Annotated in this window: 24 protein-coding genes and 1 pseudogene; 8 read left to right on the forward strand and 17 right to left on the reverse strand. The window is 65.3% G+C overall.

Going from position 1 to position 25915, the window contains the following annotated elements; translation table 11 throughout:
• Positions 1 to 14: 14 nt before the first annotated feature.
• The 4 genes from CSV86_RS12930 (at position 15) to CSV86_RS12945 (ending at position 4928) form a co-directional block, all read left to right on the forward strand.
• Positions 15 to 1343, forward strand: a complete 1329-nt coding sequence (locus CSV86_RS12930; RefSeq protein WP_009401552.1) for an MFS transporter — start codon at positions 15 to 17, stop codon at positions 1341 to 1343.
• A 41-nt stretch (positions 1344 to 1384) separates the two neighbouring features.
• Entirely contained in the window at positions 1385 to 2287 is a 903-nt protein-coding gene (locus CSV86_RS12935; RefSeq protein ID WP_009401553.1) for a dihydrodipicolinate synthase family protein, read from the forward strand.
• Position 2288: 1 nt separating this feature from the next.
• Positions 2289 to 3779, forward strand: a complete 1491-nt coding sequence (locus tag CSV86_RS12940; protein WP_009401554.1) for an aldehyde dehydrogenase — start codon at positions 2289 to 2291, stop codon at positions 3777 to 3779.
• Between the two features lie 258 nt (positions 3780 to 4037).
• Positions 4038 to 4928, forward strand: a complete 891-nt coding sequence (locus CSV86_RS12945) for a DMT family transporter (protein WP_170394652.1) — start codon at positions 4038 to 4040, stop codon at positions 4926 to 4928.
• Positions 4929 to 5103: 175 nt separating this feature from the next.
• Here CSV86_RS12945 and CSV86_RS31935 read toward each other — a convergent pair whose 3' ends face one another.
• From CSV86_RS31935 to CSV86_RS12965, 5 genes are all read right to left on the reverse strand, one after another.
• A complete protein-coding gene (locus CSV86_RS31935; RefSeq protein ID WP_240160423.1) occupies positions 5104 to 5295 on the reverse strand; it encodes a hypothetical protein in 192 nt (63 codons plus the stop codon).
• A gap of 5 nt (positions 5296 to 5300) precedes the next feature.
• Entirely contained in the window at positions 5301 to 6263 is a 963-nt protein-coding gene (locus CSV86_RS12950; protein ID WP_240160424.1) for an amidohydrolase, read from the reverse strand.
• The gene (locus CSV86_RS12955; RefSeq protein WP_009401557.1) at positions 6260 to 7885 is read right to left on the reverse strand and encodes an APC family permease; all 1626 of its coding nucleotides are present in this window, start codon (positions 7883 to 7885) and stop codon (positions 6260 to 6262) included. Before CSV86_RS12955 ends, CSV86_RS12950 begins: the two co-directional genes overlap by 4 nt.
• 161 nt (positions 7886 to 8046) lie before the next feature.
• The gene (locus CSV86_RS12960) at positions 8047 to 9255 is read right to left on the reverse strand and encodes a diaminopropionate ammonia-lyase (protein WP_009401558.1); all 1209 of its coding nucleotides are present in this window, start codon (positions 9253 to 9255) and stop codon (positions 8047 to 8049) included.
• Between the two features lie 72 nt (positions 9256 to 9327).
• Positions 9328 to 10557 (reverse strand): Zn-dependent hydrolase, encoded by a 1230-nt coding sequence (locus tag CSV86_RS12965; RefSeq protein WP_009401559.1) that lies wholly within the window; start codon positions 10555 to 10557, stop codon positions 9328 to 9330.
• Between the two features lie 128 nt (positions 10558 to 10685).
• Between CSV86_RS12965 and CSV86_RS12970 the strand changes: the two genes are divergently transcribed.
• A complete protein-coding gene (locus CSV86_RS12970) occupies positions 10686 to 11147 on the forward strand; it encodes an Lrp/AsnC family transcriptional regulator (RefSeq protein ID WP_009401562.1) in 462 nt (153 codons plus the stop codon).
• On the opposite strand, the gene CSV86_RS12975 is transcribed toward CSV86_RS12970, so the two are convergent.
• The 8 genes from CSV86_RS12975 to phnD form a co-directional block, all read right to left on the reverse strand.
• Positions 11144 to 11887 (reverse strand): sulfite exporter TauE/SafE family protein, encoded by a 744-nt coding sequence (locus tag CSV86_RS12975; protein WP_009401563.1) that lies wholly within the window; start codon positions 11885 to 11887, stop codon positions 11144 to 11146. The two genes, CSV86_RS12970 and CSV86_RS12975, sit on opposite strands and share 4 nt — an antisense overlap.
• Positions 11888 to 12121: 234 nt before the next feature.
• Positions 12122 to 12949, reverse strand: a complete 828-nt coding sequence (phnX, locus tag CSV86_RS12980) for a phosphonoacetaldehyde hydrolase (protein WP_009401564.1) — start codon at positions 12947 to 12949, stop codon at positions 12122 to 12124.
• A gap of 37 nt (positions 12950 to 12986) precedes the next feature.
• Complete coding sequence (locus CSV86_RS12985; RefSeq protein ID WP_009401565.1) at positions 12987 to 13847, reverse strand: LysR substrate-binding domain-containing protein; 861 nt, start codon at positions 13845 to 13847, stop codon at positions 12987 to 12989.
• A 29-nt stretch (positions 13848 to 13876) separates the two neighbouring features.
• Positions 13877 to 15175, reverse strand: a complete 1299-nt coding sequence (locus tag CSV86_RS12990) for an MFS transporter (RefSeq protein ID WP_009401566.1) — start codon at positions 15173 to 15175, stop codon at positions 13877 to 13879.
• Positions 15176 to 15265: 90 nt separating this feature from the next.
• Positions 15266 to 16357 (reverse strand): iron-containing alcohol dehydrogenase PsrA, encoded by a 1092-nt coding sequence (gene psrA, locus CSV86_RS12995; protein WP_009401567.1) that lies wholly within the window; start codon positions 16355 to 16357, stop codon positions 15266 to 15268.
• A 112-nt stretch (positions 16358 to 16469) separates the two neighbouring features.
• A complete protein-coding gene (phnE, locus tag CSV86_RS13000) occupies positions 16470 to 17288 on the reverse strand; it encodes a phosphonate ABC transporter, permease protein PhnE (protein WP_037060821.1) in 819 nt (272 codons plus the stop codon).
• A 1-nt stretch (position 17289) separates the two neighbouring features.
• Positions 17290 to 18084 (reverse strand): phosphonate ABC transporter ATP-binding protein, encoded by a 795-nt coding sequence (gene phnC, locus CSV86_RS13005; RefSeq protein ID WP_009401570.1) that lies wholly within the window; start codon positions 18082 to 18084, stop codon positions 17290 to 17292.
• A complete protein-coding gene (phnD, locus tag CSV86_RS13010) occupies positions 18081 to 18947 on the reverse strand; it encodes a phosphonate ABC transporter substrate-binding protein (protein ID WP_009401571.1) in 867 nt (288 codons plus the stop codon). The genes phnC and phnD overlap by 4 nt, the downstream gene beginning before the upstream one ends.
• A gap of 108 nt (positions 18948 to 19055) precedes the next feature.
• Here phnD and CSV86_RS13015 point away from each other — a divergent pair, with 108 nt between their 5' ends.
• Both CSV86_RS13015 and CSV86_RS13020 read left to right on the forward strand, forming a co-directional pair.
• Positions 19056 to 19928: a LysR substrate-binding domain-containing protein gene (locus CSV86_RS13015; RefSeq protein ID WP_009401572.1), complete on the forward strand. Its 873-nt coding sequence runs from the start codon at positions 19056 to 19058 to the stop codon at positions 19926 to 19928.
• A 187-nt stretch (positions 19929 to 20115) separates the two neighbouring features.
• Positions 20116 to 20970 carry an AraC family transcriptional regulator gene (locus CSV86_RS13020; protein ID WP_009401573.1) on the forward strand — a complete coding sequence of 285 codons (855 nt, stop codon included), beginning with the start codon at positions 20116 to 20118 and terminating at the stop codon, positions 20968 to 20970.
• 5 nt (positions 20971 to 20975) lie between these two features.
• Here CSV86_RS13020 and CSV86_RS13025 read toward each other — a convergent pair whose 3' ends face one another.
• The 3 genes from CSV86_RS13025 to CSV86_RS13035 are packed head-to-tail and all read right to left on the reverse strand — an operon-like array spanning position 20976 to position 24029.
• Positions 20976 to 22061 (reverse strand): extracellular solute-binding protein, encoded by a 1086-nt coding sequence (locus CSV86_RS13025; RefSeq protein WP_009401575.1) that lies wholly within the window; start codon positions 22059 to 22061, stop codon positions 20976 to 20978.
• Between the two features lies 1 nt (position 22062).
• Positions 22063 to 22971 carry an N-carbamoylputrescine amidase gene (aguB, locus tag CSV86_RS13030; protein ID WP_009401577.1) on the reverse strand — a complete coding sequence of 303 codons (909 nt, stop codon included), beginning with the start codon at positions 22969 to 22971 and terminating at the stop codon, positions 22063 to 22065.
• Positions 22968 to 24029 carry an agmatine deiminase family protein gene (locus tag CSV86_RS13035; RefSeq protein WP_009401578.1) on the reverse strand — a complete coding sequence of 354 codons (1062 nt, stop codon included), beginning with the start codon at positions 24027 to 24029 and terminating at the stop codon, positions 22968 to 22970. The genes aguB and CSV86_RS13035 overlap by 4 nt, the downstream gene beginning before the upstream one ends.
• Before the next feature lie 135 nt (positions 24030 to 24164).
• On the opposite strand from CSV86_RS13035, the gene CSV86_RS13040 reads away from it, so the two are divergent.
• Positions 24165 to 25016 carry a LysR substrate-binding domain-containing protein gene (locus tag CSV86_RS13040; protein WP_009401579.1) on the forward strand — a complete coding sequence of 284 codons (852 nt, stop codon included), beginning with the start codon at positions 24165 to 24167 and terminating at the stop codon, positions 25014 to 25016.
• Here CSV86_RS13040 and CSV86_RS13045 read toward each other — a convergent pair.
• Positions 25013 to 25735: pseudogene (locus CSV86_RS13045) on the reverse strand (CPBP family intramembrane glutamic endopeptidase). The gene CSV86_RS13040 and the pseudogene CSV86_RS13045 sit on opposite strands and share 4 nt — an antisense overlap.
• Between the last annotated feature and the right edge of the window lie 180 nt (positions 25736 to 25915).

Genomic DNA, 25915 nt, shown 5'->3' on the forward strand with positions numbered 1-25915 from the left:
TGCAGGAAACAATAATGACAACTTCCAATCAATCCGTTGAAGACGTACCCCTCAATCGTTTCCACCAGTTGCTCACCGCCCGTTCCGGTGGTGGCTCATTCGTCGACGGCTATGTGCTCAGCATCATTGGCGTGGCCATGGTGCAGATGTCCGCAGGCCTGGGCCTGACCGCCTTCTGGCAGGGCATGATCGCCGCCTCGGCGCTGATCGGCATCTTCTTCGGCGGCTTCCTCGGCGGCGCGCTGACCGATCATTTCGGGCGCAAGCGCATCTTCTTCGTCGGCCCTACCCTGTTCATCCTCGGTTCCCTCGCCCAGTTCTGGGTCGAATCCGGGCCCATGCTGTTCGCCCTGCGCTTTCTGATCGGCGTCGCGGTCGGCATCGAATACCCGGTGGCCACCGCGTTGCTGGTGGAATTCCTGCCGAAGAAATACCGCGGCCCGCGCCTGGCCACCCTGACCATCCTGTGGTTCGCCGGTGCTGCCTTCGCCTATATCGTCGGCCACTTCCTCCTCGCGTCCGGCGGCGAAAATGCCTGGCGCCTGGTGCTGGCCAGCCCCGTGGTGATCGGCGCGATCCTCTTCGGCTTGCGCATGGGCACCCCGGAATCGCCCCGTTGGCTGCTGAACAAGGGCCGTGCGGCAGAAGCCGAGACGATCATCAAGCAGGTCTACGGCAAGGCCTTCTCGCTGAAGAACCTGCCGGAACAGCCAAAGGAACAGAAAGCCTCGCTGCTCAGCCTGCTGCACTCGGGCTACGGCAAACGCATGCTGTTCGTCAGCATGTTCTGGTCGTGCTCGGTGATCCCGGTGTTCGCCGTGTACTCCTTCGCCCCGAAGGTCCTCGAAGCGCTGCACCTCAAAGGTGACTGGGCGTCCTTCGGCTCGGTGGCGATCACCCTGCTGTTCGTGGTCGGCTGCATCATCGCCACCCGTCTGATCAACAGCATGGGCCGGCGCAGCATGCTGATCCACAGCTTCCTCTGGTCCGGCCTGGCCCTGCTCGGCCTGGCGGCCCTGCACGACGGCTCGCCAATGCTGGTCCTGGTGCTGTTCGGTGCCTACGCCCTGTTCATCGGCGGCGCACAAGTGCTGCAACTGGTGTACCCGAACGAGCTGTTCCCTACCGAGATACGCGCCGTCGCGGTCGGCATCGGCACCTCGCTGTCGCGGATCGGCGCTGCGGTCGGCACCTGGCTGGTGCCGATGTCGCTGCAATCCCTGGGCATCGCCCAGACCATGTACGCCGCCGCCATCGTGACCCTGATCGGTTTGCTCTTCGCCTGGGCCCTGGCCCCGGAAACCCGTTCCCTGACTCTGCAACAAGCCGCCTCGCTGAACTGAGCGCGGTCTGACATTCCTTGCGTCCCACTGGAGAGAAAAGCATGAAATTCGCAGGTATCTACACCCCCGCCGTGACCCCGCTGAACGCCGACGGCAGCATCGACAAAGCCGGCTTCGCCGCCGTCCTCGACTACCTGGTGGAGTCGAAGATCCACGGCATCATCATCGGCGGCTCGACCGGCGAGTACTACGCCCACACCGCCCAGGAGCGCATCGACCTGGCCGCCCAGGCCAAGGATGTGATCAACGGCCGCCTGCCGCTGATCATCGGGACCGGCGCGATCCGCACCGAAGACTCGGTGGCCTTCGCCAAGCATGCCAGGGAGATCAAGGCTGACGCGCTGCTGGTTGGCACCCCGCCCTACGCGTTGCCGACCCAGCAGGAAATCGCCGTGCACGTCAAAGCCGTGGACGCAGCAGCCGACCTGCCGATCATGCTCTACAACTATCCGGGCCGCATGAGCGTGAGCATGGGCCCTGAGTTCTTCGATGCCGTAGCCGATGTGAAGAACATCGTCGCCATCAAGGAAAGCTCGGGCGACATGAACCAGCTGCACCGCCTGGCCACAAAGTACCCGCACATCTCCCTGTCCTGTGGCTGGGACGACCAGGCCCTGGAGTTCTTCGCCTGGGGTGCACAGAGCTGGGTCTGCGCCGGCTCCAACTTCATCCCGCACGAGCACGTGGCCCTGTACGAGGCCTGCGTGATCCAGAAGGACTTCAGCAAGGGCCGCCGGATCATGGCGCAAATGATGCCGCTGATGGACTTCCTCGAAGGCGGCAAGTTCGTCCAGTCGATCAAGCATGGCGTCAGCCTCAACGGCCTGAGCACCGGCGGCGTGCGCGCACCGCTGCAAGGCCTGGACGCTGTCGAGCAGGCCGAGCTGACCAATGTGGTCGCCACCCTGAAGCGCAACATAGCCGCAATCGTCGAGGGCAAATGACATGGCCGAACTGCTGAGCAAAGCCGAATACCAGGCCCTGGCTGCCAAGCTGCAGCCGCGCAACCAGGCCTTCATCGACGGCGAATTCCGCGACGCGATCAGCGGACGCACCTTCGTCACCACCAACCCGGCCACCGGCGAGAAGCTGGCTGAAGTGGCGGCCTGTGATGTGCAGGACGTCAACGTCGCCGTCGCCGCCGCCAAGGCGGCCTTCGAAGACGGTCGCTGGAGCGCGCTGACCCCGGGCGCGCGGAAAAAGGTCCTGCTGAAGTTCGCCCAGTTGCTGGAAGACAACGCCCATGAACTGGCGGTACTGGAAGCCCTGGACAGCGGCAAGCCGGTCAGCGAATGCCAGAACGTCGACGTGCCGGAGACCATCCACACCCTGCGCTGGCACGCCGAGTTGATCGACAAGATCTACGACGCCACCGCCCCGACCGGTTCCGCTGCGGTGACCATGGTCGTACGCGAGGCGATCGGTGTTGTCGGCCTGGTCCTGCCGTGGAACTTCCCGCTGCTGATGCTGGCCTGGAAGATCGGCCCGTCCCTGGCCGCCGGTTGCTCCATCGTGGTCAAGCCGGCCAAGGAAACCACCCTCACCGCCCTGCGCGTGGCCGAACTGGCCCACGAGGCCGGCATCCCGGCCGGGGTGTTCAATATCGTACCTGGCGGCGGCCGTGAGGCCGGCGAAGCCATCGGTCGGCATATGGACGTAGCCATGGTCAGCTTCACCGGTTCTACGGACACCGGTCGCCTGTTCCTCAAGTACGCCTCCGAGTCCAACCTCAAGCGCGTGGTCCTGGAGCTGGGTGGCAAGAACCCGGCCGTGGTCATGAACGACTGCGAGGACCTCGACTCCGTGGCCCAGTTCGTCACCGCCGGTGCCTTCTGGAACATGGGCGAGAACTGCTCCGCGTCGTCGCGCCTGATCGTGCACAAGGATGTGAAGGACGAGCTGCTGAGCCTGATCTCCAAGCACGTCAAGGACTGGAAGCTCGGCGATCCGCTGGACCCGGACAACCGTCTCGGTGCAATGGTCAGCAAGGCGCACTTCGAGAAGGTCCGTTCCTACCTGAAGTACGCCGCCGAGCAGAAACTCACCGTGGCCCTGGGTGGCGAGACCCAGGACGGCGTGTTCGTGCAGCCGACCATCATCGATGGCGTGGCCCGCGACAGCCGCCTGTTCGTCGAAGAAATCTTCGGCCCGGTACTGAGCGTGACCACCTTCGAAACCCTCGATGAAGCCATCGAACTGGCCAACGACACCATCTACGGCCTGGCGGCTTCGGCCTACACCGGCAGCCTGCGCAATGCCCTGCGCCTGTCGCGGGAAATCCGCGCTGGCGTGGTCACGGTCAACTGCTTCGGCGAAGGCGATGCCTCGACGCCGTTCGGAGGCTACAAGGAGTCCGGATTTGGCGGTCGCGACAAGTCGATCTGGGCCCATGATCAGTACACGGAGCTGAAAACCATCTGGATCGACGCTTCGTGAGCTGAAACCCGGGTGCTGTTCTGACGGAGTTCGGTACCCGACCCGGCCACCGCCCCACGCAGGCGGTGGCCACCCCCGTTTCCTTTCGCAGTACGGCGAACGAGCAGCACGGCCCGTGCAGGCCACTACAACGCTGCGGCGCCGACGGTTCCTGGATTTCGACCAGGCGGCCACCCAATCCAACTACCCAAAAACCCGTCCGCACGACCGCCGCAGAGCGCTCGCGTGCGAACACATGCACAGACTTTTCTACTGCCCATGCTCGCTTCGAACGTTTCAACCCGTGGTTCCACCCTCGGTCACCGCAATGCGCTGATCGTGGCCCATATCGCCGCCGTGCTGTTCGGCCTGACCGGCATTCTCGGCGCCCTTATCCACTCGTCCGCCTCGGTCATCACTTTCGGTCGCGCGGCCTTTGCCGTGCTCGCCCTGGGTGCGGTGGCGCAACTGCAGAAACGTGGCGTGTTCCATCGCCTGAACACGCGCAAGTTCGCGGTCATGGCCCTGAGCGGGGTGATGCTGACCTCGCACTGGGTGAGTTTCTTCATTGCCATCAAGGTTGGTGGCGTGGCCGTGGCGACCCTCGGTTTCGCCAGCTTCCCGGCCTTTATCGCGATCCTCGACCTGTTGGTGTTCCGGGAGCGCATTCGTGCTGCCGAAGGCCTGCTGTTGCTGCTGGTCAGCCTCGGCCTGGTGCTGGTGGTGCCGTCCTTCGACCTGCTTGACCAGGGTACGGTCGGCTTGCTCTGGGGCCTGGGCTCGGGCCTGTCCTTCGCCCTGCTGGCGATCATCAACCGCCGAGGCCTGCAAGGAATGAACGCGGTGCAGGTGGCGTTCTGGCAGAACCTCACGGTGGCCGTACTGGTCGCGCCGTTCGCCTTCGACACCTTGCTGGTGCAGGGACTGAGTCACAGCGACTGGTTGTACCTGGCGCTCCTCGGGATCTTCTGCACCGGGCTGTCCCAATACCTGTTCGTCAAGAGCCTGGAAGGGCTGGAGGCGCGCAGCGCGGGGATGATCATCGCGCTGGAGCCGGTGTATGCGATCGCCTGTGCCTGGTGGCTGTTCGGTGAACAGCCGTCGCTGCGGATGGTGGCGGGTGCGGCGTTGATCATCCTGGCCACGGTGCTGTCGGCCTGGGGAAACTGACGGCGGAGCAGGTGCACTGATCCGCCCCGGAAGCCTGTAGAGAACCCTGTGGGAGCTGCGGTTCGGCGCCCCGACTTGCCAGCGATGAGGCCGGCAATGACAAAGATGTTGTCAGGTCGGGCCAAATCGCTGGCAAGCCAGCTCCCACAGGTCCTGCACCCACAGGAAGATTGGTTTAGAGAGGCAAACTCCTGCGCACCACCTCGGCAAAATACTCCGCCCCGGTCTTCAGGATCCCGTCATTGAAGTCATAACAGGCGTTATGCAACGGCGTCCCGCCCGTCTCACCACTGGCCCCATTGCCGATAAACACGAAGTTCCCCGGCACCTGCTGAAGAAACGCGCCGAAATCCTCGGAAATCATCATCGGCATCACCTCCCGTCCACCGCCGCCTCGCCGACCACGGCCCTTGCTGCCTCGACTGCCAACGCAGTGTTCTCCGCCCAGTTCACCGTCGGGGCGAACTCGTGGCTGTACTCAAACTCGCAACTCGCCCCGTTCGCCGCACAGATGCCCATGCAGATCTCGCGCATGCGGGTTTCCAGGAGCTTCTGCACCTCGGGGCTGTAGCTGCGGGTATCGCCCTTGATGGTCACATGGGTCGGAATCGCATTGCGGATGCCATCGGTCAGGAACTCCGTGCACGACACCACCGCCGACAACCCCGGATCGACATTGCGCGCCACCACGGTCTGCAGGGCGACGACGATCTGAGCGCCGGTCACCAGCGGGTCCACGCCCATATGCGGCCGCGCCGCGTGGGTGCCCCGGCCCTGGATGCGGATGACGAAATTGTCCTCGCTGGCCATGATCCCGCCCGCACGGGTGGCAATATGCCCGGCCGGCATCCCCGGCATATTGTGCGCGCCATAGATGGCATCCACCGGGAAGCGCTGGAACAGCCCGTCGGCCATCATCGCCTTGGCCCCGCAGCCATGCTCCTCGGCCGGCTGGAAGATAAAGCGCACGGTGCCATTGAAGTCGCGGCGCTCGCAGAGCAGTTGCGCAGCACCGAGGATCACCGCCATATGCCCGTCGTGCCCGCAGGCATGCATCTTGCCGTCGATCCGCGACGCATGCTCGCGCTCCGGCACCTGCTCGGTGATGTTCAGCGCGTCCATATCGGCACGCAGGCCGATCACCCCGGTACCCTCCCCCACCTTCAGGCTGGCCACCAGCCCGGTGCCGCCGATTCCGCGATGCACCTCCAGGCCCAGGCCTTCGAGGATCCCGGCGACCCGGGCCGAGGTGTCGACTTCCTCGAAGCCGGTTTCCGGGTGACGGTGGAAGGCGTGGCGCCAGTCTTTCAGGCGCTGTTCGAATGGCGTGCTCATGCTCGCTGTCCCTCGGGGAATGAAGAAGTGGATGGATTCTCGCTCGGGGCTTCACGCCACATCGCGCTCTCTTGCAGGTAGCGGGTGCGATAGCCGCTGCAGACACCGGCGTAGTAGAACGCCAGGGCCAGCAGCGCCACCACCAGCATGTCCCAGCCCGACGGAATCAGGCCGATACCGCCGAAGTCGCTGCTGCCCAGCCAGGACACCAGGGCCATGGCCGGCAGGAAGCCGATCAGCCACAGCGCCGCGTACAGGTCCTTGGCAAAACCCGTCCAGCCGGCCTTGGCCTGGAACCAGAAGAAAATCGGCAAGGCGCCCACCACCAGCAGGATCACCTGCCCGGTCAGCGGCCAGCGCGCCCAGTACAGCACCAGCGAGGCGCAGACGAAGGCGAACGGCGCGATTACCCGCATGCCCTTGATCACCAGCGGCCGCGACACATCGGCAGCGGTGCTGCGCAGGGTCATCAGGCTCACCGGGCCGGTGAGGAAGGAGATGATCACCGCCACCGAAATCACCGCCGCCAACGCACCCCAGCCACGGAAGAAGAACAGGAAGACGAAGGACACTGCCAGGTTCAGCCACATGGCTTCGCGAGGGATGCCGTACAGCGGGTGCAGGCGGCCAAAGATCTTCGGCATGGTGTTGTTGCGTTCCATGGCGTAGATCATCCGCGCCGTGGTGGCGGTGTAGATCGAGCCGGTGCCCGACGGGCTGACAAAGGCATCCAGGTACAGGAGCATGGCCAGCCAGTTGAGGTTCAGGGCCAGGGCCAGTTGCGCCAACGGAGAATCGAAGCTCAGGCTGTGCCAGCCGGCGGCGATGCTCTCGGGGCTGACGGCGCCGATAAAGGCCACTTGCAGCAGTACGTAGATCACCAGGGCGATCAGTACCGAAGTGATCAGCGCAAAGGGAATGCTGCGCCCCGGATCACGTGCCTCGCCGGCCAGGCTGACCGGGCTCTGGAAGCCGTTGAAGCTGAACACGATGCCGCTGGCGGCCACGGCGGTGAACACGGCCGACCAGCCATACGGTGCGAAGCTGGCCTCGCTGCCATCACCGAAGTTGGCGCCGTTGAAGCCGGCCCAGATCAGGGCGACGCCGGTCAAGGCCGGGACCACCAGCTTGAACAGGGTAATCGCGGTGTTGGTGCGTACGAACAGCTTCACGCCCCAGTAGTTGAGGCCGAAATAGACCATGACCAGTGCCGCGCTGGCCCACAGGCCGGGGGTGGTCAGTTCGCCGTTGGCGACCATGGCCCGGGCCCAGGGGTAATCCCAGGAGGCCATGTACTGGATCGAGGCGATGGCTTCGATGGGGATCACCGAGACAATGGAAATCCAGTTGGCCCAGGCCGCCATGAAGCCCACCAGCGAGCCGTGGGAATAGCGCGCATAGCGCACCATGCCGCCGGACTCGGGGAACATCGCGCCCATTTCCGCGTAGGTCAGGGCAATGGCCAGGACCACCACGGCGCCGATCACCCAGGCCAGGATCGCGGCCGGGCCGGCGATGGCCGAAGCGTGCCAGGCGCCGAACAGCCAGCCTGAGCCGATGATGGAACCCAGGCCGGTCAGCATCAGCGACCAGGGTCCGATATTGCGTTTGGTGGTGTGCATCTGAGTCTCCGTTGTTGTTTTTTTAGAGGAGTGCGCTAAAGAGGACCCGCCGCTAACCCTGTGGGAGCTGGCTTGCCAGCGATGAGGCCGGCAAGGGCACCTCTGTTGCCAGATAGGGCCCTATCGCTGGCAAGCCAGCTCCCACAGGGACCGCGCCGGATTCAGGCGCGGGCCAGCCACTCGCGCTGTCGGGCCAGGACCGACTCGGCGGACTCGCCCACCAGCTCGGCATACACACCCGGCGCCGTGGCGCCTTCGGTGCTGATCAGCAGCACGCGGGAATCCTTGTCCAGCCCCAGCTCGGCAGCCTGTTGCGGCGCCTTCGCCAGGCGCTGCAAGGCCGCCAGCCCGGCCACCGCCGACTCGCCGGACGCCAGCGGAATATCCCGCTCGCTGCCGGCAGCCAGGCGCCGCATCGCCAGCAGCGCCTCGTCGTCATGCAGGGTCATGAAGAAGTCGACGCTGTTCTCCAGGAACTTCCACGCCAGCGGCGAGGTTTCCCCGCAGGCCAGCCCCGCCATCACCGAGTCCACCGAGCCGCTGGCATTTGCCGCGCGCCCGGCCAGGGCGCTCTGGTACAGGCAGTCGGCCTGGGCCGGCTCGACCATGACCAAGGTCGGCCGCTGTGCACCGTGCAACTCCCACAGGTAACTGGCGATCCCGGCCGCCAGGCCACCGACCCCACCCTGCAGGAAGACATGGGTAAAGCCCTGGTCATAGGCCTCTACGATCTCCGCCGCGATGGTGCCGTAGCCCTGCATCACGTCCCGGGGAATCTCCTCGTAGCCGTCATAGGAGGTGTCGGACACCACCAGCCAACCATTGCGCAAGGCCAGGGCCGCAGCCTCCTCCACCGACTCGTCGTAGTTGCCGCTGATACGCACGATCTCGGCGTCATAGGCGGCGATCGCCTCTTCCCGTTCGACGCTGACATTGGCGTGCAGCACGATCACGCAGCGGCAGCCAAGGGTCTGTGCCGCAGCCGCCAGGGCGCGGCCGTGGTTGCCGTCGGTGGCGCTGATCACGGTGAAGCCGGCCAGGGCTTCGGCGTACTCGCCAGCGAGCAAGGTGCGGACATTGAAATTGTGCTCGGGGAAGCGCCGCAGGATCAGGCGCACCAGGGCAATCGGCGCGCCCAGGGCCTTGAAGCTGCCCAGTGGCGAGCGCTGCGACTCGTCCTTGACCAGCAACTGGCCCACGCCCAGCTCGGCGGCCAGGTCCGGCAGGCTGTACAGCGGCGTGGCGCCACGATTGAGGCCGGCCCAGTGCGCAAGCCAGTCACGACTCTGGCCGGCCCTGGCGATGCTCATGATCTCGCGCAGGTCTTCGGGGTACGGGATACGGCGGGCGTTGCGGTTGGCTAGCAGCATTGCAGTCTCCATCAGGCAAAGGGGTGCCGTCACCGATGGCGTGGGGCATCGGCGTTGGCGTTTGCAAAGGGGTCAGGCGAGTCGGCGGGCGACCACGTCCAGCAGGACTTCGGCGCCCATCACCAACTGCGCGTCATCGGTGTGCTCGCGAGGGTTGTGGCTGATGCCGCCACGGCTGGGCACGAAGATCATCGCCGCCGGGGCGATACGGGCGATCATCTGCGCGTCGTGGCCGGCACCGGAGGTCATGCGCCGGTGGCTCAGGCCCAGGCGCACGGCGCTGGCTTCGATCTGGTCGGCCAGGGTGGCGTCGAAGATCACCGGTTCGAAACGCACCAGGCGCTCGCTGGAAATCTTCACGCCCTCCTCTGCGGCGATCCGCTCGAGGAAAGCGGCAAAGCGTTGTTCGGCCTGTTGCAGGCGGGCTTCGTCAGGGTCACGTAGATCGACGGTGAACACCGCCCTGCGCGGAATCACGTTGATCACATTGGGTTCGAAGGCGATGCAGCCGGTGGTGGCCAGGGTGCTGCCGGCGTCGCGAGCGATGGCGCGCGCCTCGGCTACCGCGGCACAGGCTACGTAGCCGGCGTCATGGCGCAGTCGGGTCGGCGTGGTACCGGCATGATTGGCATTGCCCTGCACCGTCACCTGCTGCCAGGAAATGCCCTGGAGGTTTTCCACCACGCCGATCTGGATGCCCTCGGCCTCGAGGATCGGGCCCTGCTCGATATGCAACTCGAGGTATTCATGCGGCACGATGGCGCCGGGTTGCAGGTCGCCGGCGTAGCCGATGCGGGCCAGCTCGTCGCCCAGGCGGGTGCCGTCGGTGCCAAGGGTATCCAGCGCCACCTGCACCTCCAGGCCGCCGGCATACACCAAGGAGCCCATCATGTCCGGCTGATAGCGCACGCCCTCCTCGTTGGTGAAGGCACCGACGGTGATCGGCCGCGACGGCAGCACGCCGGCGTCACGGTAGGCGCGGATCACCGCGAGCCCGGCGAGCACGCCGTAGCAGCCATCGAGGGCGCCGGCATTGGTCACGGTGTCGATATGCGAGCCCATCATCAGTGGCGCCAGCGCCTCGCCGGAGGCAGCCGGCAAGGTGCCAAAGATATTGCCGATGCGGTCGATGCGCACCTCCAGGTCCAGCGCCTTCATCCAGGCCACCACCTGGTCGCGCCCGGCCTTTTCGGCATCGGTCAGGGCGATGCGGGTGCGGCCGCCCTGCACCGGGTCGGCGCCCAGTTCGCCAAGGATGCGGATCTGCTCCAGCAGCAGCGCGCCGTCGAGTTGAAGGTTCATCCAGGTACTCCAAGGGGTGTTCGTCGATGAGGGAAATGCTATTTCAATGCGATGGAGTTATTTCTTGATTTTCGCCCCGGAAATGAATTTTTATTCCGAATTCGCCTTCACTCAGGAAATCCACTGTCATGAGTCTGGATCCGTTCGACCTCGCCCTGCTCGACGCTGTGCAGCAGGACGCCACCACCTCGCAGCAGGACCTCGGCGCCCGGGTCAATCTCTCCCCCGCGGCGGTCAATCGTCGTCTGAAGAAGCTCAATGCCGAGGGCGTGGTGCGCAAGACGGTGTCGTTGGTGGACCCGGTGGCGGTCGGCTACGGCCTGACGGTGATCACCGAAGTGGAAGTCGAGAACGAACGCCTCGACCTGCTCGACGCCATGAAACGCACCTTCCTCGCCTGCCCGCAGGTGCAGCAGTGCTACTACGTGGCCGGGGAATGCGACTTCGTGCTGATCATGGCGGTGCGCAACATGGAGCAGTACACCGAGCTGACGCGGACGCTGTTCTTCGAAAGCAACAACGTCAAGCGCTTCAAGACTTTGGTGTCGATGAGCAATGTGAAGGTCGGGCTGGATGTACCGGTCACCTAGAGGAAGTGCGGCAGGGACTGGGCGATCAGCAGGATGCCGGCCAGTCCCAACAGCCCCAGGACCACGCGACGGAACCCGACATCACTGAAATGCCGGTACAGGCGCACGCCAAGCAGGGTCGGCAGCAGCACGCTGAGAATCACCACGGGGAACAGGCCCAGCGCCTCGGTGGTAATGGTCCCGGCCACCACGTAGGTCATCATCGTCAGCAGTTGCATGGCCAGGTTGAAGCCCTGGATCACCGAGCGCTGGGTATCCCGGTCCCAGCCCTTGAGCACCGCCCACAATGCCGTTGCCGGGCCGGTCAGGCCGCCGAGACCGCCCATGACTCCACCAACCACGCCTACTGCAGCATCCGCCCCGGCACCGCCGATGCGGATTCGCGGCAGGCTGGAAGAGAACAGCATCAGCGGGCACCACAGGGCCAGGACGATGCCCACCAGCAGGCGGAACAGCAGCGGGTCGATCTGGTGCAGCAGGAGGACGCCCACGGGCACGCCGATCAGGCCGCCGATCACCATGGGCAGCAGGTGCTCGCGTTTCAGGCCGCGGCGCAGGGTGCGGGCAGCGAGCAACTGGCCGGTGAGCGAGCCGCAGACCACCAGCGGCCCGGTCAATCCCGGCGGTACGGCCCAGGCCCACACGGCCATGGCCACCAGGCCGAAGTTGGAGCCGGACAGGCCCTGGACGAAGCCGGCGAGGATGGCGCCGAAGATGATGATGAGCCAGAGGGAGTCCATGGGTGCCCGAAGGTGCAAAAGGGCTGGAGGATAGGCTGTTGGGGGTGGTTGATAAAGGTCCAATCGGGGCCTGTGTGGGGGGGCCAAATCGTGCCCGGCTTTCGGGCCTCATCGCTGGCAGGCCAGCACCCACAGGGTCAGCACCACCCTTGAGAGCCCTGCAATACCTGTGGGAGCTGGCTTGCCAGCGATTGCTGTGGTGAATTCACCACAGCAACCCAAGTCAGGCCTTATCTAGACGCCCTGCGGCATCTCTCCCCGCGCCAGCCGGGCATTGATGTCCTCGATCACCGCCGGCAACCCGGCAATGGTGTCGATCAGGTAGTGCGGCCGCGAGCCTTCGAACATCCGCCCGATCCGCGCCCGCTGCGCTTCCAGTTGGTCAGCCGGCAGGTTCTGGTACTGCTCCCAGGTGAGCCCCAGCGCATTCCCCGAACAGGTCAGCGCCACCGTCCACATCCCGGCACTGCGCCCTTCGAGGATCCCCGGCCAGGTGTCGTCGACCTTGACGCAGGCGGCTACGTCATCGATGCCCAGGGCGATCACGTTGGCCAGGGACTGCGCCGGATACGGTCGGCCATTGGGCACTTCGTCGGTGGCCACCACATGATCCGGGCTGTAGCCGTTGGCCGCAGCCAGCTCCACGACCTTGGCCATGACCACCTTGGGGTAGCCGGAACAGGTACCGATCTTCAGGCCCTTGCCGCGCAGTTCGGCAATCGCCTCCAGCGCACCGGGGATCAGCGCCGAGTGCAGGCCGATCTTGTCGATCTGCAGCGGCATGAAGCGCTCGTAGATGGCCGTGACATCCTCGTCGCTCGGCGTACGGCCGAAGCGTGCCCGATAACGCTCGGCGATCGCCGGCTGGTCGCACAGGGTGCGGATATGGTCCCACTTGCCCATGCCCATGGGACCGCGGGCTTCTTCCAGGGACACCTCGACACCGAACTCGGCAAAGGCCTCGACGAAGATCTGGGTCGGGGCAAAGGAGCCGAAGTCGACGACGGTGCCGGCCCAGTCGAGGATCGCGGCTTGCAGGCGTTTGGGTTGCTGGTAGTTCATGCTGGATCTCCAGTGACAGTCAGGGAACGAATGAGGTTCAGGCCGGCGCGTCGAACAACTCGGCGATCATCGCGCGGTTGCGCCGCAGCGCCAGGCAACACAGGTGGTAATCGATATGGAACGGGTGATCGACGAAGGTGATTGGTCGCGTCCCCGGGGTTTCTGCGTATTCCACGGCAGAGACGAAACCGATGCCGATCCCCCGGGCGATTGCATGGACGATGGCTTCGCGGCTGTTGAGTTGCATGGCGCAGTCGAGCTCGATCCCGGCATGCCGGCAGGTTTCCTCGACCAGTTGTCGGGTGCGAGAAGACGGCTCGCGCAAGACCAGGCGCTCGCCGCGCAGTTGCTCGATATGCACCTGCTCCTGCTGCGCCCAGGGATGGTCGTCGCGGACCACGGCGATGATCGGATAGCGCCGGTACAATCGGGTATGCAGGCGCTGGTCGAACTCAGACAACGCGAGGATCGCCAGGTCGATATCGAAGCTGTACAGCCGCTCCAGGGTCTCGTGCTCCGGGGAGAACGAGGTTTCCAGCTTGATGTCCGGGTACTGCTGCATCAGTTCGTAGGTGAGGTTCATGGCGATCGGCGGCGACACCGCACCGATGCGCAGCAGCCCGGCCTTGCGCTCGCGGAAGCTGTGCAGCAACTGGATGGCTTCGTCTTCCTGGCCGAACAGGCCCTGGGTAATGCCATGCAACTGCCGCCCCGCCGCACTCAACTCGATAAAGCGCCCGCGGCGGTGGAACAGCTCGACGGCGAACATCTGCTCCAGTGCAGCAACCTGCTCGCTGACGGTCGGCTGGCCGACGCTGAGGTATTCGGCAGCCTGGGTGAAACTGCCGGTGCAGGCCACGGCGTGAAACGAGCGCAGCCATTTGTGGTACTGGTACATGGGTTGGCCTTTTCCAGGGTCGGGACGGATCAACGGCGCACGAACAGCGCCACCACGGCACTGCCAACGCAGGCACTGGCCACCACGATGAAAATCAGCGAGGTATTGCCGGTGCTGTCCAGCAGGCTGCCGATCAAGGGCTCACAGAGCCCGGCGAACAGGTACGAAGAGAAGTTCATCACCCCGGTCGCAGTCCCGGCGCGGCGGGCGCCGACCAGGTCGGGACACAGCGCCCAGAAGCTCGAGGCCGGGCCGTAGACGAAGAAGCCGCAGAGGAACAAGGCCGCCAGGCCGATGCCGCTATGGGCCGGCAGGCTCCACATCCACAGGCTGGTGGCAGCACCGAGGACCATGTAGAGCATGATCGCCAGGTAGCGTTTGGAGCCGAACAACCTGTCCGAGATCCAGCCATTGCTCAGCGCACCCACCGCCATGCCCACCGGCAGGGCCACGGTGATCCACTTCGGATCGATCCAGCCATCGCCATGCTTCCAGTCGGCGCCGAGGAAGTGCACCGGAACCCAGACGATCAGGCCGTAGCGCGCCGCGTTCTGGAAGCCCAGGGACACGGCGGCGATCAGCAGGCGTACGTTCTTGAGCACCGCCTTGTAGCGTTGCGCGGCAGTTTCCTGTGCATCGCTGGCGACTTCATGGCCCTTGTCGTCGGCGTTGGCCACACCGGTGTCGGCCAAGGGCTCGAAGCCGAGGTCCTGCGGGCGGTCACGGGCAATCAAGTAGAACAGGATGCCGCCGGCCAGCATCAGCAAGACCGGCAAGCGGAAGATCCAGCGCCACTCCAGGTGCAGGACTTCCAGCACCACCATCGAGGTGACATAGGACAGGATCGACGCGCAGCCGGCGGCGAACACATAGAAGCCATAGACCTTGCCGCGCTCGGACACGCCCCACCAGTTCGACAGCAGCCGGCTGCCCGGCGCCCAGCCCAGGGCCTGGAGGTAGCCGTTCAGGGCCCAGGGCAGGATCAGGCTGATGAAGCCGGTGGCGAAGCTGGTGAGCCAGTTGGCCGCGCAGGACAGCACCGCGCCGAGGCTCATGATGCGCCGACCACCGTAGCTGTCGGCGAGACTGCCATTGATCGCCTGGCCGATGGCGTAGGCCCAGAGCATGGCGGCGGAGATCCAGCCGAGGGTTTCCTTGCTCAGGCCGAACTCGGCCTGGATCCCGGGGATGGCGAAACCGAAGGTCTGTCGGCCGGTATAGAAGAACAGGTAGCAGAACATTGCGGCCAGGAGCATGCGCCACTGGGCCAGGCGAAAGGACGAATGGGCAGGCACGGCAGGAGCAGACAGGGATTGCGCACGGTTCATGAGGCTTTTTCCTTGTTGTTATGCGCCCGCGGCGTCGCCGCCGCAAGCTGGCATTCTCGTGGGTGCGACAAAAACAGCAAAAAAGGCGTGTCAGGCGGCCTGCGAACCGATGAAGTTCTTGCCCCGGGCGCCCTGCAGGGCATGGCGGATCATGGCCTGGGCCTGCTCTTCGCTCACCCCGTAGTCGGCGAACTCGGTCTTGACCCCGAGGCTGTGCAGGAAGTCGCGCAGGCGGGCCTGGGCCTGGTCGAGGTCGGCGCCGAACACCCGTTGCAGGGTCTGGTCGCGCGCCGCATCGCGCCCCCAGGCCAGGCCTAGGACCCGGGGCAAGGTGAAGGAACAGGCGATGCCGTGGGGCAAGCCGTGGCGCAGGGTCATCTCGTAGGAAATGGAATGGGCCAGCGCGGTCTTGGTGTTGGAAAAAGCCATCCCGGCCTTCAGCGCAGCCAGGGCCATGCGCGCGCGCAGATCAGGGTTCTCCAGGTCGCCGCGCAGGCGCGGCAGGCAGTCGAGGATGTCCTCGATGGCCGAGATGGCAAAGGTGTCGGAAAGCGGGTTGGCGTTGACGTTCCAGATCGCTTCCAGGGCATGGGACAGCGCATCGAGGCCGGTGGACACGGTGACCCCTGCCGGCACCGTGAGCATCAGCTCGGGGTCGATCAGCGCCACCCGCGGCCAGGTGCAGTCCAGATGCAGGGAGTATTTTTTCTGGGCCCCTGCGTCCCATAGGGTTGCCCAGGGCGTGACCTCGCTGCCGGTGCCGGCGGTGGTCGGCGCGGCGATCAGGGTCTTGCAGCGTGGCGGGGTGAAGGGCTTGCCGGCGGCCAGCAGGCCGAGCAGTTCGTCGAAGCGCCCGGACGCGGTACCGACCATCAGCGCCTTGGCGGTGTCGATGGCACTGCCGCCACCGACCGCCAGCACCGTTTCGCAGTCGGCGGCTTCGCGCCAGAAAGTTTCATAGGTCGCGCGCAGATGAGCCACGTCGGGGTTGGGCTGGACATCCTCGACGACATGCACCAGGCGCTCTCCCAGCAGCGCTTCGATCCGCGCCAGCAGGCCGAGGGCACGGGCTTCGGGGAAGATCACCAGGGCCACGGTCTGGCCCTCGGTCAGTTCGACGATGCGGTTCAGGCTGCCGGCGCCGAAATGACTGGCGACCGGGTTGTGGAAGTAGGCAGGCATGGTGTCTCCGTTCTTGTTGTGGGTGCGTGGGCACATCTTCGGTGCCCAGCGGGACCCACTCCAATCGATTGATCCTGGGTAAGCATCGGCCTGGCCGATAGCGGGCGCCGGCTCAGTGCCGGCCGTTGTCCTGGATGGCCTGGCGCAGGCGGCTGGACAGCAGGTCGGCGGCGATCACCATGAGCGTGATGACGATGATGCAGGTGGCGGTTTCCTGATACTTGAACAGCTTCAGGCTGCTGACCAGTTCGAAGCCCAGGCCGCCGGCGCCGACCATGCCCAGCACCGTGGCCGAACGCAGGTTGACCTCGAAGCGATACAGGACCACGGCGATCCAGGCGGTGATCACCTGGGGCAGCACGCCGAAGACGATGACCTGCAATGGCCGCGCTCCGGTGGCACGCAGGGCTTCCAGCGGCCCCTGGTCGATTTCCTCGATACTTTCGGCGAAGAATTTTCCGAGCATGCCCACACCATGCACCGCCAGGGCCAGCACACCGGGGAACGGCCCCAGGCCGACAGCCGACACGAAGACCAGGGCGAGGATCAGTTCGTTGATGCTGCGAATCACGTTCAGGCACTGGCGGGTGCCTTGGTACAGCCAGCGATTGCCATGCAGGTTGCGCGCAGCCAGGAACGCCAGGGGCACGGCGCAAATGATCGCCAGCAAGGTGCCCCAGATCGCGATCTGCACGGTTTCCAGGGCCGGCGCCAGCAGGCGCGGCAGGATCTCCGGATCCGGCGGCAGCGAACGGCTGATGAAATCGCCGATCTGCGGCATGCCTGCCGCCAGTTCGCCCCAACTGAGCTGGGCACCGTCGGCGCTCCAGTGCAGCAGGACCAGCAGCGCCAGCACAAGGCCCGTGCCGAGTGACCAGCCACGCAGGCTGTGCGGTGTCTTGACCATCCAGCGGTAATCGCGGGTCGTCATTTCAACCTCCCAGGCCATTGGCATAGTGCAGGGTGGCCGGGACGGCGAGGCGGTTCGAGGCGCCCTCCTCCGTCGTCGGGTAGATACGTTGCAAGGCTGCGTCATCGAGCCCACCGGCATCACCGTCATAGACGAGCCGGCCGTGGGCCAGGCCAACGATGCGGTCGCCGAACTCCCGTGCGAAATCCACCTGGTGCAGGTTGCACAGCACGGTGATGCCCAGTTCGCGGCTGGCGTCGCGCAGGTACTGCATGACCAGGCGCGCGGTCTTCGGGTCGAGGCTCGCTACCGGTTCGTCGGCGAGGATCACCCGTGGTTGCTGGGCCAGGGCCCGGGCAATGCCGACCCGCTGCATCTGCCCGCCGGACAGGGCGTCGGTGCGGGCCGCGGCCTTATGTTCCAGTTCGACCCGGGCCAGGCATTGCCGGGCCAGATCGACATCGGCGCGCCGGAACAACTGCAGCGACGACGCCAGGGTGGAAACGGCGCCGAGGCGCCCGGTCAGCACGTTCTTCAGCACCGACAGGCGCGGCACCACATTGTGATGCTGGAAAATCATCGCCACCTGGCGGCGCAGGGCGCGCTCGTCGCGAGCCCGCATCGCGTCGATGCCGGCCACCTGCAACTCACCGCCGTCGGCCCGGGCCAGACGGTTCATGCAGCGCAACAAGGTCGATTTGCCGGCGCCGGACTGGCCCAGTACCACAACGAACTGGCCGGCACCGATATCCAGGTCGATGCCGCGCAGCACCGGATTGTCGCCGTACTGCTTGGTGAGCTGGCGGACGCGGATCATTTCATTTTCCCCAGGTCGAGATCAAGCACCGTGGCGGTGTCGCGGACCACGTCGTAGGCCGCGTCGGTAGTGGGTTGGAAGCCGTTGAGCATGCCCTGGTCGCCCCAGGGCACGTCCTTGACGTTGGCCAGGGCGGCGGCGAGTTTCTGCTTCAGCGCAGGGTCCAGGTCCTTGCGCCAGACCATGGGCGACTCGGGGATGTCCGGGGAGGTCCAGATCACCTTCAGCTCGCCCTGCTTCACCGAGCCCTGGGCCAGGGCAGTGGCAAGGATGCGGTCGGCCACGGCTGCGGCGTCCACCTTGCGGTTGGCCACGGCGAGAATGCTGGCGTCATGGGAGCCGGAGAAGATCATCCGTGAGAAGGTCGTCTCCGGTGTGTACCCCGCCTGCTCCAGGCCGGCCTTGGGGAACAGGTGGCCGGAGGCCGAGCTGGGGTCGACGAAAGCGAAGGTATGGCCCTTGAGGTCGGCCAGGCTTTTTATCGGGCTATCGGCGCGGCTGATGATCAGGCTGTGGTACGCGCTTTTGCCGGTCTTGCGGGTCACCGCCACGGCGAAGGCTTCGGCGCCGGCGACCTGGTTCGCCAATACGTAGGAGAACGGGCCGAGGTAGGCGACATCGAGCTTCCTGGAGCGCAGCGCCTCGATCACCCCGTTGTAGTCGGTGGCGACGAAGGGCTTGACCGGCATGCCCAGTTGCGCCTGCAACTGGTCGAGTACCTGCTGGCTGCTCTCGATCATCGACTGGGCGTCTTCGGAAGGAATCAGGCCGATGCGCAGCGCCTCCTCGGCGTGGATGGAAAGGCTGGTGAACAACGGCAGGGAAAGGCTGGCGGCACACAGCAACTGGCGAAGGCGATTCATGGGCGGTTCCGGGTCGTGGTGGAGATGGGCCCATCCTCGCCTTGTAATGTGACGGTCATGCCATCGATTCAATATGGCTTTTCTCTAAAAAGTATTGAAAGGATCAATATGTCCAACAGCAAGCTGCGCGCCTTTCTCGCTGTGGCCCGGCATGGCAGCTTCAGCGCCGGGGCCCGGGCCCTGGGGCTGAGCCAGCCGACCATTACCACCCAGGTGCAGGCCTTGGAGCGCTCGCACAATCTGGAGCTGTTCCATCGGCGTGGACGACGGGCGGAATTGTCCACGGTGGGTCGGCAGCTGTTGCCGATTGCCCAGCAGTTGCTGGCCCTTGAGGCCGAGGCCGAGGGACTGCTGAAGGACTCTGGCAGCCTGGTGCGCGGGCAGTTGCGCCTGGGCGCGGTGGGGCCGTTCCATGTGATCGAGATGGTAGATGCCTACCAGCGCGAGTATCCGCAGATCGAGCTGTCGATCCGGGTCGGCAATTCGGCCTCGGTGCTGGCCGACCTGGAGAACTATGTGATCGATGTCGGTGTGCTGGCCGGCCTGCATGAGGATCCGGCCTTTCACGCCACGTTGTACGCCCGGCATCCGGTGATCGTCTTCGCTCACCACCAGCATCCGCTGGCCAGGCGCGACAGCGTACGGCTGGAGGAACTCCAGGGACAGCCCATGCTGCGCCGGGAACAGGGCTCGACCACCCGCCTGAACTTCGAAAAGGCCCTGGCCGAGCGCGAGGTGACACCGCGCATGCTGATGGAAATCGGCAGCCGGGAAGCCCTGCGCGAGGCGGTGGTGCGCGGGATCGGGCTGGGGGTGGTGTCGGAGGCGGAGTTCATTCCGGGGCCGCAGTTGAAGGCGATCAGGATCGAGGGGGATCCGGTGTTTACCGAGACCTACCTGTATTGCCTGGCGGAACGGCGGACGAGCCAGGTGGTGGAGACATTTCTGCGGTGTGCGGATCAGGCTCGGCTGAGGAGATGATGGTGTCAGTCCGGGCCCTATCGCTGGCAAGCCAGCTCCCACAGGGTCCGAGTCGCTGCAAAACCCTGTGGGAGCTGGCTTGCCAGCGATAGGGCCCTGACTGACAACAGCAAATCCGGCTAGGCTGCCCTTCTCGAAATCCCCGAACCTGTGCCCATCGCAAGCCACACCACCCGGTACCCACATGATGTCCACCTCCTACACCGCCCGCTTCAGCGCCGTCCTCGCCTACATCGATGCCAACCTCGAAGGCGATCTGTCCGTGAAGGCCCTGAGCCAGGTGGCGCACTTCTCGACCTACCACTTCCATCGCCAGTTCAGCGCTTTCGTCGGCGTGCCGGTTGCCCGCTATGTGCAACTGATGCGCCTGCGCCGCGCGGCCCGGCGCCTGGCAGGTCAGGCGGAGTATTCGGTGCTGGAAGCGGCGCTGGACGCCGGGTTCGACAGCCCGGAGGCCTTCAGCCGGGCCTTCCGCCGGGATTTCGGGACCAGCCCCAGCGCCTTTCGCCAGAACCCGGAATGGCAGGTGTGGAATGCGGTGTTCGCCATCCCCCACTTTTCGAGGAACATCAGCATGCAAGTGAAGATCGTAGAGTTTGCCGAAGTCCGCGTCGCCGCCCTGGAACACCTGGGCCCGCCCGGCCTGGTCCAGGACACCGTGCGCCGCTTCATCGACTGGCGGATGCACAGCGGCCAGTCGCCGGTGGCATCGAGCCGCACCTTCGGTATCCCCTTCAACAACCCGGATACCACGCCGCCCGAGGAATTCCGCTTCGCCGTCTGTGGCGAGATCGATGAAGCGGTCAGGCCCAACGACACAGGCGTCGGCGAGTTGCGTATCGCCGGTGGCCGCTACGCAGTGGTCCGCCATCACGGCTCGCCGGACCATATCGGCGAAACCATCTACCCGGTCTACCGTGACTGGTTGCCGGCAAGCGGCGAGGAACTGCGCGACCAGCCGCTGTTCTTCCACTACCTCAGCGTGTTCCCGCAGACCCCGCTGGAGCAGTGGCAGACGGATATCTACGTGCCCTTGCAGTAGCGCCGTCAACTGGCGGTCTTGAACCTGGTCCAGGCACGCATCCGTGCACGCATGTCCGACTGCGGGATGTCCTTGCCGGGAATCAGGCGGGCAAAGGCGCTTTCATCAGGGTAGATATCCGGGTTGTCGCGCATCTTCGGATCGACCTGCGCCCGCGCCTTGACGCTGGACGTCGGGTAACCGGTGAACGTGCTGATCGCCGCCATGTTCTGCGGGCGCATGACGAAGTTGATGAAGGCGTAGGCGTACTCCGGATGCCGGGCGTCCACCGGGATCGCCATGTTGTCCATCCATACCGTGGTGCCCTCGCGGGGGATGCGGTACTGGAAGCTGGCCGGCTTGCCGGCGGCGTCGGCGGCGCGCTGGGCTTGGGTCATGTCGCCGCTGTAGCCGAGGGACAGGCACAGATTGCCGTTGACCAGGTCGGTGACCGGCTGCGACTGGAACTTGCGGATATAGGGACGCACCTTCATCAGCAGCTCGCTGGCGGCGGCCAGGTCTTCCGGCCTGGCGCTGCGCGGCTCGCGGCCGAGGTAGTTGAGCACCACCGCCAGCACCTCGTCCGGCGAATCGATCACCGAGATCCCGCAGTCGGCGAATTTGGCCGCGTACTCTGGCTTGAACAGCAGGTCGAGGCTGTTGACCGGGGCGTCGGGCATGCGCTTGCGGATCATCTCGTCATTCCAGGTCAGGCCGATGCTGCCCCAGGTATAGGGCACCGTGGCCGCCGCCGAGTGCGGGTAGTGCTCGCGCAACCGGCGCAGGCCCGGCTCGATATCCGCCAGCGCCTCGATCTTCGCCGGGTCGAGCTTTTGCAGGCTGCCGGCACGCATCAGGCGCTCGGCCACGGTGTCGCCCGGGAAGATCAGGTCATAGCCGCTGCCGGAGGTCATCAGCTTGGCCTCCAGCACCTCGCTGCTGTCCATCACGTCGTAGATCACCTTGATCCCGGTTTCGGCAGTGAAACGCGCCAGGGTGTCCTCGGCGAAATAATCGGACCAGTTGTACAGGCGCAGCAGCTTGTCCTGGTCGTCGGCCTGGACCGTACCAAGGCACAGGGACAGGCCGATCACACTAAGCAGACGTTTCATCTCACACCTCCCGGGCAGGACGCCAGACGCTGGTCGAACCACCGTCGAGGCTGAGCAGGGTGCCGTACATTTCCGGCCGGCGGTCGCGGAAGATGCCCCAGGTCAGGCGCTCTTCGCGCATGGCCGCGAGGTCCAGGGTGCGCATCAGCACGCCGGGCGTTTCGCGGTCGGCCTCGGCCAGCAGCTTGCCCTTGTGGTCGCTGATGAAGGACGAGCCGTAGAAATCCATGTGCAACCCGGGATCACCGGTCGCCACCTCGCGACCGATGCGGTTGGCGGCCACCACCGGCAGCAGGTTGGCCGCGGCATGCCCGCGCATGGTCATCTGCCAGTGATCGCGGGAGTCGAAGGCGGCAGCACCCGGTTCGGAACCGATCGCCGTGGGGAACAGCAGCACCTCGGCGCCCATCAGCGCCAGGCTGCGCGCGGTTTCCGGGAACCACTGGTCCCAGCAGATGCCGATGCCAAGGCGGCCGAAGGCGGTGTCCCAGACGCGGAAGCCGGTATCGCCGGGGCTGAAGTATTCCTTCTCCTGGTAGCCGACGGCGTTGGGGATATGGGTCTTGCGGTAGACGCCGAGCAGGCGGCCATCGGCGTCGGCCACGCTAAGGGAATTGAAGAAGGCATTGCCGGCTTTCTCGTACCAGCTCAGCGGCAGCACCACGCCCAGTTCCCGGGCCAGCGCGGCGAAACGCTGGAGCACCCGACTGTGGGCATATTCCTCGGCCAGGGCGAGATGCTTGTGGTCCTGCTCGATGCAGAAATACGGAGTAGCGAACAGCTCCTGCAAGAGGATTACCTGGGCGCCCTGGGCGGCGGCATCGCGTACCAGTTGTTCGGCACGGTCGAGGTTGTCGTTCAGGTCCCAGGTGCATGGCATCTGGGTGGTGGCAATAGTGAGAAAGGTCATGCTGCTTCCCTCTTCAATGGCCAGGCCGGCTGTTGCTGGGTGATGCAGTGCACGCCACCGCCGCCATGGGCCAGATGCTCGATGCGCACCGGCACTACTTCACGATCGGGGAAGGCCCCGGCCAGCACTCGCGCCGCGTCACGATCGGCCTCGATGCCGTAGGCCGGCATGATGATCGCGCCGTTGGCGATGTAGAAATTGGTGTACGAGGCGCAGAACACCTCGGCCTCCGGGTCCACGGCAGCGCTGGCTTCGTACAGGTCGATCAGCTCGAAGCTGCGCCCTTGGGCATCCCGTGTCAGGGACAGGGCACGACGGTTTTCCCGCACCACTTCGGCGTACACCGAATCGCGGTCATGGGTCGCATCCACCAGCAGCACGCCAGGGCGGGCGAAGGCGCAGACGCCATCGACATGGCCGTCGGTCATATCGCCGGTGACGTACTTCGGGTCACCCGGCAGCCAGATCGTCTTCTTCACGCCAAGCAGGCGGGCGAAGAGTTCCTCGGCGTCGGCCTTGTCCAGCCCCGGGTTGCGATTGGGGTTGAGCAGCACCGACTCGGTAGTGACCAGGGTGCCTTCGCCATCGACATGGATGGCCCCGCCTTCGTTGGCCAGCCAGGTGCCAAAGCAGTCCAGGCCCATGCCGTTGAGCACACGCCGGGCCAGGCCTTCGTCCATGCCATGGGCCGACTTGCCGCCCCAGGCATTGAAGCGCCAGCTGACGCCGGCCAGGCCGTGCTGCGGGTGGCAAATGAAGGTTGGCCCGGAATCGCGGCACCAGCTGTCGTCCACCGGCTGCTCGATCAACTCGACATTCGCCCCGCACAACCCGGCGGCGCGGGCCCGGGCGCCGAGGGCGACCACCAGTTTCACCGGCTCGAAGCGGGCGATGGCATTGGCGACCCGGGCGAAGTCTTCCTGCACCTGCTCCAGGCGCACGCTCCAGGTGCTCTCCCACAAGGCCCGGTTATGCGGCCAGACCATCCAGGTCGCGGCATGGGGCGCCCACTCCGCGGGCATCATCCAACCAGTGCTTCGATCGCCGTTGCACATCATGCTCAATCCACCTTCAGTTAAGTATTTTTTATGACTTAAATCCGCTGTTGCGGAATGAATGTCATGCTATGGCGCAGACTGAGCAGCAACAAACGATGGATTTAGCCGACAACTGATTAGCAGGACTTATCAATCATGCTCAAACACTGGCCACCCCTGAACGCCCTGCGCGGCTTCGAAGCCGCCGCGCGCCTGGGCAGCTTTCACCAGGCGGCGGAGGAACTGCACCTGACCCAATCGGCCATCAGCCAGCAGATCCGCAGCCTGGAAACCTTTCTCGAGCAGCCGCTGTTCCACCGCAGCGGGCGCAGCGTCAGCCTCACCGATGCCGGGCACGACCTGCACAGCACCACCCAGGCCATGCTGCAACAGTTGTCGGTGGGGATTCGCCGCCTCGACCAATACCGCAAGCCCAACCAACTGGTGGTCAACACCACCCCGGCGTTCGCCCGGCACTGGCTGCTGCCGCGCCTGGGGGATTTCCATCGGCTGCATCCGCAGGTGGACCTGTGGCTGTTCACCACCTACGAAACACCGGACATGTCCAGCCAGACGGTGGACCTGTGCCTGCGGGACGACCTGGAGCAGCAGGCCGGATGCAGCTATGAAGTCCTGCTGGAAGATCGGCTCTACCCGGCCTGCCACCCCGGGCTGATCGACCAACCGGCAGCACGGCGCACCACCCTGCACGGCGAACGGGAGATGGACTGGAGTCGCTGGTCGGTGCAGGGCGGCGAGGATGTCGGGCAGCGCACCCACGGGCTGAATTTTTCCGATCCGGGCTTGTTGCTGGATGCAGCGTGCGAGGGGCATGGGGTGGCGCTGGTCAGCCAGCTGCTGGCCGCGCGGGCGCTGGAGAAAGGCTTGCTGCAACCGCTGAGCGAGCAGCGGGTAGCGGGTGTCAGTTGGGTTTGCCTGGTGCATCAGGACAGTGAGAAGAGTCCGTTGACCCGGTCGTTCATGGGGTGGTTGCGGGCTTGCCTTTAGAAAGGCTGTGCGATCAGCAGGATTGCCGTGCCATGGGCAGCGATTGCCAGAATCACACCATAGCGCAGCCTGATCAAGGCGCAGGCCACACCCTACAGCAGCGTGAACACCAACACCGGCCAGCCCGCCTGGGTGACGGTGAACGCGAGAAACACATGACAGGCGGCAAAGGCCAGCGCACTGCCCAGCGCGGCCCGCAGCGGCGAGGCATGCTGTTCCAAATAGCCCTGCAATACCCCGCGGAACAGCACTTCTTCAAGTGCATTGCCGCCATAGGCAAGCAGCAGCAAGCCACCGAACCAGAGGTTGAAACCGCTGAACCCGCCGCCCTGATACAGGCGCAACGGAAGACCGATGGCACAACCAGCCAACAGCCCGAGGGCCAGCCCCGTGGCGAGATGGCCCTTGCGCCAGACGACCAATGCCAGTAGCTCCGGCGCCAGTTGCTGCAAGACCGCGATCAGTCCCAACGACATCAGCCCCAGCGCAGCGAGCACCAGCGGATTGTCGATGAAGCCGATGCGCACCTGGCCGTCCAGCGCCCACAGACCGGTGGGCGTCATGGCATCGCGCAGGAGGATGAAGGTCAGCAGCAGGATGGCGATGCGCAGGCCGGCCTGGGCTTTCGGGGTGAGCGCGAACCACAGCAGGCATAGGATCAGGCCGGGGGTGATGTGCACGAGGTAAGTGGCAAGGTGGGCGAGTCCGTCCTGGAGCATTGCAGGTGTCCGTCTGCGACTGGGGGGTCAGCAGTCTATCCGATGATGTGTTGTGGGTCTTCAGGGCCCCATCGTTGGCACTCGGGCCTTGTAGCTGGTCACCATCCCAAGGCTCACCAATTTTCTCAAGAGCGGCTCGGAACCTGTGGGAGCTGGCTTGCCAGCGATGAGGCCCTGAAA

It is taken from the genome of Pseudomonas bharatica CSV86 (assembly GCF_000319305.2).
GTDB lineage: Bacteria > Pseudomonadota > Gammaproteobacteria > Pseudomonadales > Pseudomonadaceae > Aquipseudomonas > Aquipseudomonas bharatica.